This is a genomic window from Chitinophaga sp. (genome assembly GCF_036569125.1).
Taxonomy (GTDB): Bacteria; Bacteroidota; Bacteroidia; order Chitinophagales; family Chitinophagaceae; genus Chitinophaga.
The window spans coordinates 1-3,623 of record NZ_DATCRF010000083.1; the positions used below are offsets into that span (position 1 = coordinate 1).

The 3,623-nt window shown below is 47.7% G+C and carries 3 protein-coding genes and 1 pseudogene; 3 read left to right on the plus strand and 1 reads right to left on the minus strand.

Annotated features, from left to right (window positions below; genetic code table 11):
* The coding region (locus tag VIM87_RS31380; RefSeq protein WP_414649576.1) for a twin-arginine translocation signal domain-containing protein at nucleotides 1-124 on the minus strand (124 nt) is incomplete at its 3' end.
* Nucleotides 125-602: 478 nt separating this feature from the next.
* Between VIM87_RS31380 and VIM87_RS03010 the strand changes: the two genes are divergently transcribed.
* The 3 genes and pseudogenes from VIM87_RS03010 to VIM87_RS03020 form a co-directional block, all read left to right on the plus strand.
* Complete coding sequence (locus VIM87_RS03010) at nucleotides 603-1,634, plus strand: hypothetical protein (protein WP_331995533.1); 1,032 nt, start codon at nucleotides 603-605, stop codon at nucleotides 1,632-1,634.
* A gap of 27 nt (nucleotides 1,635-1,661) precedes the next feature.
* A complete protein-coding gene (locus VIM87_RS03015) occupies nucleotides 1,662-3,116 on the plus strand; it encodes an MBOAT family O-acyltransferase (RefSeq protein ID WP_331995534.1) in 1,455 nt (484 codons plus the stop codon).
* Nucleotides 3,117-3,245: 129 nt separating this feature from the next.
* Nucleotides 3,246-3,623, plus strand: a pseudogene (locus VIM87_RS03020) (hypothetical protein); the annotation flags it as partial.

A 3,623-nucleotide genomic window follows, 5' to 3' on the forward strand; every position in this document is an offset into this window, starting at 1 on the left:
CTTTAAGACTGTCAGGTAATTCCTGCAATGGTAGGGCTGCGCCTGCAAAGGGTAGTTGGGTAATGGAAAATCCAATGGTCAGGCAGCCGGCTGTTTTTAAAAAATCTCTCCTGGAGTGGTCCATCCTGTAACAGTTTAAGCCGTGTATACGGCGTGGAGCATGTTGCTAAAAATAAAGAAATAAATCAGTAATAGCAACCTCATTCAACACTCCATGATCGCTTTCAATGATCAGGAAGTTCTTAATGAACGCTTGTAAACGGATACCCGGTGTGTAAGTATGGATGCGCATACAGGTAAATGCTGATCTGCAAATATACGGGTTACTACGGGGTTTTACGCGTAGCACTACCTGTACATTTGCAGCTCAATATTTGATCGCACAAAAAAGCACTGGCCTCTGGTATCTATATGAATTAAAAGAATGGAATGCTTTACTGTAAAGGATTATAGATTAATTGTCTGCCCTGAACGTAACCCCGTATTTCTACGTAATTATTGTAAGCTCCAAAAGAAAAGGCAACCAATTCTATTTTACTTACGTGTACAGTGCGATATAAAAATTCATCATTATTAAACTGTTTAAAAGTTAACGCCAAAAAATGACAACTAAGAATTTAGCACGGCCAGCACTGTTCATGGTCATCCTGGTAGTAATTGTCATCAGCAGCTGGGAGATCTACCTGCGCGCAAGCGGGTTCACCCTTTCTTATGATGATGCGGCCCCGCAATGGTCTGCGCAAAGGGCGCAGGTGTACCAGTCGCCGCAGGCAGCTACCGTATTTATTGGCTCTTCCAGGATCAAGTATGACCTGGATATTCCCACCTGGAAAAAGCTGACCGGCAGGGACGCGGTGCAGCTTTCTATTGAAGGTAACTCGCCGGTGCCGGTGTTGCTGGACCTGGCCGATGATCCGGATTTTCACGGCAGGCTGGTTGTAGATGTAACAGAACCTTTGTTCTTTTCCAGCATGCCGGAGTACAATAAGGAGCCGGCCGGGGATGTGAGCTATTACAAGTCAGAAACACCTGCACAAAAAGCAGGTTATTATCTGAACCATGTGCTGGAATCACAGCTGGTGTTCCTGGACAAACGTTTTCTTTCACTGAATGCGCAGCTGAACAGGCTGCCTATTCCGCCACGCCCGGGCGTAGTATCAATGGATAACATACCATTTCCGCCTGACTTTTATAAGGTGAGCTCCGATCGCCAAACTTATATGGACGACCGTTTTGTGCGCGATACAATGCAGCAGCACATGGTACAGAATATATGGGCCGGTTTCCTGGGCATGGCCGGACAGGCGCCGCCCCCGCCGCCCAACATGGTGCCGGATGTGCTGAAGTCTGTAACCATTGCGGTAAACAAAATAAGAGCACGCGGCGGCCAGGTAGTATTTGTACGCACCCCATCCTCCGGTATGTTCTGGGACATAGAGCAAAAAGCTTTTCCCCGGGAAAAATTATGGAATGCCTTACTGGCCAGCACCCAATGCCAGGGTATTCATTTCATGGATTATGAAAGCACCCGGCATTTTATATGCCCCGAGTGGTCGCATCTTAAACCCCAGGATGCACGGGCCTTTACCAAAGCGTTGATTACGCTGCTGCCCGCATCATTTGTAAAACATTAATCTCATCACTGCAACAAATTACCTGTCATGGTTTTCAATTCATACACGTTCATCGCTTTTTTTGCCATTGTGCTTGTGCTCCACAACCTGCCTTTTAGCTGGAAAACAAAGAAAGTTAACCTGCTGCTTGCCAGCTACATTTTTTACGCAGCCTGGAATCCACCCTTCATCCTGCTGCTGTGGTTATCTACAATAGTGGACTATTTTGTGGGAAAGGCGTTATATACGCAAAACAATATTCACAAGCGGCGCGTGCTGCTGGTAATAAGCCTCATTGGCAACCTGGGCATGCTATGCTTTTTTAAGTATGGCGGCTTTTTGATGGAGAATTTTGTGGGCCTGGTAAATGCCGCAGGCTTTAGCTACCATCCGCCCAAACCTAACATTATTTTGCCGGCTGGTATCTCGTTCTATACATTTACCACGCTGTGCTATACTATAGATATGTACAAAAAGGAAAGCAAGCCCATACCCACCTTGCTTGACTTCTCCCTGTTCGTAACCTTTTTTCCGCACCTGGTGGCCGGGCCTATTGTTCGTCCGCCGCAGCTGGCAGCGCAGTTTGAAACACCGCGTACGGCTACACGTAAGCAGCTGCTGGATGGCATGTTCCTGGTATCATTAGGCCTGTTTATGAAAGTGGTGCTGGCAGATGGGATGCTGGCAGCATCGGCCGATGCCGTGTTCAATACCGCTAAAGCGCTTACCAGCCTGGATGCCTGGATGGGAGTGCTGGCTTTTACCGGGCAAATATTCTTTGACTTTGCCGGTTACTCCATATGCGCTATGGGAGCAGCTTTGAGCCTGGGCTTTACCCTGCCGCAAAATTTCCAGACGCCGTATGCCGCCATTGGTTTTTCTGATTTCTGGCGGCGCTGGCACATTACACTCTCTGCCTGGTTACGGGATTATTTATACATTCCTTTAGGTGGCAACCGCAAAGGAAAGTTCCGCACCTATATTAACCTCATGATCACCATGTTGCTGGGTGGGCTGTGGCATGGCGCCAGCTGGACCTTTGTGGCCTGGGGTGGTTTGCACGGGCTGTACCTGTGGATAGAGAAATTTTTTCAGGACAAAAAGAAAAGCAGGCAGGCAGCACAGCCGCTGGTACCCAATCCGCAGGCGCCTGCGCCCAAAGCATTGCCCGGTATTTTTTACGCATTGCTCACCTTTTTCCTGATCAATATTACCTGGGTATTTTTCCGTGCCACCACTTTTGCCGGCGCAGGTAAAATACTGGGCGCCATGGCAGGTATGGCGCAGGGTGCCATGCCCCTGCTTACCAGCCTGGCCATTGCAAAGATTGTAGTGGTAATTACCGGTATGCTCATTCTGCACTGGGTATTACGCAATACCAAAGTGATTGATGCAGCTTACAAGCTGCCCTGGTGGATCACCGGTACCGTATGGTCAGTAATGCTTATTCTGCTGATACTGAGCCAGGAAAGCAGCAGCGCATTTATCTATTTTCAATTCTAGGTGTTAAAATAGGATTCCGCTGTTAGGATCAACTTTTAGAAAGAGGCGTCCCTTGTCTTTGCAGGCATAGGAGATGGCCTCTTTCTTTATTTCCCTATATTTGTCGGGATACGCTATTAATTCACCGATATGCTGCCCAATTCCACTTGCCGCTGTTTTTCCGCTATCCTCTTTTATTTATTGTTATTAATACCTTACCATGGATCTGGCCAGGATGGCCAGGCGCAGCAGCTGGTGCAATTAAGCAAGGCTATTAACAATGTGCCGGTTTATGACGCGCAGCGGCAGCACAGGATCGACAGCCTGAAGAGAATTTTAGCACAGGTAGCACCAGCCGATTTCTCCAAACAATTTAATGTATATACGCTGCTGTACGAGGAGTACCGTCTTTTCCAATATGATTCCTCTTACCACTATGCCCGTAAATTAGGGGAAACAGCTTTGTTGCTGAAGGATAACGGACGTATTATGTATGCCCGCATAAAGCTGGCGTTTTCCCTGTTATCG

Excerpts from the sequence above, each read along its gene's own strand:
- VIM87_RS03010 (WP_331995533.1), top strand. The coding sequence starts at position 603 with ATGACAACTAAGAATTTAGCACGGCCAGCACTGTTCATGGTCATCCTG.
- VIM87_RS03015 (WP_331995534.1), top strand. The coding sequence starts at position 1,662 with ATGGTTTTCAATTCATACACGTTCATCGCTTTTTTTGCCATTGTGCTT.